The organism is Bradyrhizobium sp. (genome assembly GCF_016462955.1).
GTDB lineage: Bacteria > Pseudomonadota > Alphaproteobacteria > Rhizobiales > Xanthobacteraceae > Bradyrhizobium.
The window spans coordinates 1-2,694 of sequence record NZ_JAEMSD010000720.1 but is presented as its reverse complement, the minus strand read 5'-3'; the positions used below and the strand labels follow the sequence as shown (position 1 = coordinate 2,694).

Genomic DNA, 2,694 nt, shown 5'->3' with positions numbered 1-2,694 from the left:
ATCCGGTGCGCTATATCGCCAACCGGTCCTCCGGCAAGCAGGGCTTTGCCATTGCCGTCGCCGCGCAGGCCGCCGGCGCCGAGGTCGTCCTGGTGAGCGGCCCGGTCGATCTCGACGATCCCGCCGGCGTGACCGTGAAGCACGTCGAATCGGCGCGGCAGATGCTGGAGCAGGTGCAGGCGGCGCTTCCCGTCGACGTCGCGATCTTCGCCGCCGCGGTCGCCGACTGGCGCGTCGCCAATGAGGGCGAGCAGAAGCTGAAGAAGACGTCGGCCGGCATGCCGCCGCTGCAATTGGTCGAGAACCCCGACATCCTCGCCACCATTTCCAAACTGAGCGACAAGCGCCCGAGGCTCGTGATCGGCTTTGCCGCCGAGACCGAGCACCTCATCGACAACGCCAAGGCAAAATTCGCGCGCAAGGGCTGCGACTGGATCGTCGCCAACGACGTCTCTCCCGCGACCGGTGTGATGGGCGGCGATCGCAACACGGTCCACCTGCTCAGCCGCAAGAACGGTGCGAAGGACGGCGAAATTACCGTTGATTCCTGGCCGGTGATGACCAAGGAACAGGTCGCCATCGAACTGGTCGCGCATATCGCGAAAAGCGTGACCGAAAAATCCCGGGAGCCGGCATCTTGAGTACGAAGGTCACCGTCGAACTGCAACGCCTTGCCCACGCCGAAGGCTTGCCGCTCCCGGCCTACCAGACCGCCGAGGCCGCCGGCCTCGACCTGATGGCTGCCGTGCCGGAGAACGAGCCGCTGACGCTCGCGCCCGGCCAATATGCGCTGGTGCCGACGGGCCTTGCGATCGCATTGCCTCCGGCACACGAGGCGCAGGTGCGTCCGCGCTCGGGGCTTGCGGCCAAGCACGGCGTCACCGTGCTGAACTCGCCCGGCACGATCGATGCCGACTACCGCGGCGAGATCAAGGTGATCCTGATCAACCACGGCCAGGCGCCGTTCGTGATCAAGCGCGGCGAACGCATCGCCCAGATGGTGATCGCACCGGTGGTGCAGGCCGCGCTGGTTCCGGTGGCCGTCCTGTCGGCGACCGATCGCGGCGCAGGCGGATTCGGCTCCACCGGCCGCTAGCGATCACGACAGCGGATGTGCGGCCGGCCCATGCCCCGCCCCAGCCTTCATTTCTTCAAATTGCGCCGCAATTGATGTATCCAGATACGTCGTTGGTCATGTTGTAACGGTACAACGCGCCTGATCTTTCATTTGGAGATATCTCGATGTCGCTCGATTCGGACATCATCGTCGATCGCCGCAGGATTCGCCGCAAGCTGACGTTCTGGCGTGTGATGGCCGCGCTGATCGCGATCGCGGCGATTGCGAGCTTTGCGCTGATCGCGACGCCGGGTGCGCGTGGTACCTTCGCGTCGGCCGGCTCGATCGCGCGCGTTCATATCGAGGGATTGATCCGCAGCGATTCCGATCGCACGCAGGCGCTCGAGCGGCTGGAGAACTCGCAGGCCGCCGCCGTCATCGTCCATATCAACTCGCCGGGCGGCACCACCGCGGGCTCCGAACAGCTGTACGATTCGCTGGTTCGGCTGAAGGCAAAGAAGCCGCTGGTCGTCGTGGTCGAAGGCCTTGCCGCCTCCGGGGGCTACATCACGGCGATCGCGAGCGACCATATCGTCGCCCAGCAGAGTTCGCTGGTCGGCTCGATCGGCGTACTGTTCCAATATCCCAACGTTTCGGAGCTGCTGAAGACCATCGGCGTCAAGGTCGAGGAGGTAAAATCCTCGCCGCTGAAGGCCGCGCCCAACGGTTTCGAGCCGACCAGCCCAGAGGCGCGCGCCGCGCTCGACGCGCTGGTGAAGGATTCCTATGCCTGGTTCAAGGGCATGGTGAAGGAGCGGCGTGGCATGGATGACACGCTGCTCGAAAAAGTCGCTGATGGCCGCGTCTTCACCGGGCGTCAGGCGATCGAGCTCAAGCTGATCGACCAGATCGGCGACGAGAAGACGGCCGTGACCTGGCTGGTCGAGCACAAGGGCGTCAGGAAGGGCCTGCCGGTACGCGACTACAAGCTTGAGCCGCGCTTTGGCGATCTGCCGTTCCTCAAGACCGCCGCAACCGTGACGCTGGAAGCGCTCGGTTTGAGCAGCATTGCGCACCGGATCGGGCAAACCGGCGTCGCGCAGGCGGTCGACCGGCTCGGAATGGATGGAATGCTGGCCCTGTGGCAGCCGGCTGCGTCAAACTGACCGGAAGCAGGCGAGTCCCGAAAGCTTTTCCCGTTCGACGCGTGCCGTCTCAGCCTGCTTTTTCGGCATTTGTCACGCATTTTCACGGCGTTCGACCTTGATTTAGCGTCTTGACAGATCAAGGTATTTTCACGGAAATGGTCATCCGCACGCTCCCGGGTCCTATCTCTCGATGATCAAATCCGAACTTGTTCAGCGTATCGCCGAGCACAACCCGCATCTGTACCAGCGGGATGTCGAGAACATTGTGAATGCGATTCTCGAAGAGATCGTAGCGGCACTTGCACGCGGTGACCGCGTCGAGCTGCGTGGCTTCGGTGCCTTCTCGGTCAAGCATCGTCCCGCACGCGCAGGGCGCAATCCACGCACCGGCGCCCATGTGCCTGTCGATCAGAAGAGCGTTCCGTTCTTCAAGACCGGCAAGGAAATGCGCGAGCGGCTGAACCGCGACCATCCGGATCCCGGCGCGGC

At 64.0% G+C, this 2,694-nt stretch carries 4 protein-coding genes; all 4 read left to right on the top strand.

Annotation, left to right across the window (positions count from 1 at the left end; all coding sequences use genetic code 11):
- The coding region (locus JHD07_RS37380; protein ID WP_291631312.1) for a phosphopantothenoylcysteine decarboxylase at positions 1–641 on the top strand (641 nt) is incomplete at its 5' end.
- Positions 638–1,096 carry a dUTP diphosphatase gene (gene dut, locus JHD07_RS37375; RefSeq protein WP_291631310.1) on the top strand — a complete coding sequence of 153 codons (459 nt, stop codon included), beginning with the start codon at positions 638–640 and terminating at the stop codon, positions 1,094–1,096. The genes JHD07_RS37380 and dut, both read left to right, overlap by 4 nt.
- A 146-nt stretch (positions 1,097–1,242) precedes the next feature.
- The gene (gene sppA, locus JHD07_RS37370; protein WP_291631308.1) at positions 1,243–2,223 is read left to right on the top strand and encodes a signal peptide peptidase SppA; all 981 of its coding nucleotides are present in this window, start codon (positions 1,243–1,245) and stop codon (positions 2,221–2,223) included.
- A gap of 172 nt (positions 2,224–2,395) precedes the next feature.
- A partial coding sequence (locus tag JHD07_RS37365) for an integration host factor subunit beta (RefSeq protein WP_291631306.1) occupies positions 2,396–2,694 on the top strand: 299 nt, incomplete at its 3' end.

Excerpts from the sequence above, each read along its gene's own strand:
- sppA (WP_291631308.1), top strand. The coding sequence starts at position 1,243 with ATGTCGCTCGATTCGGACATCATCGTCGATCGCCGCAGGATTCGCCGC.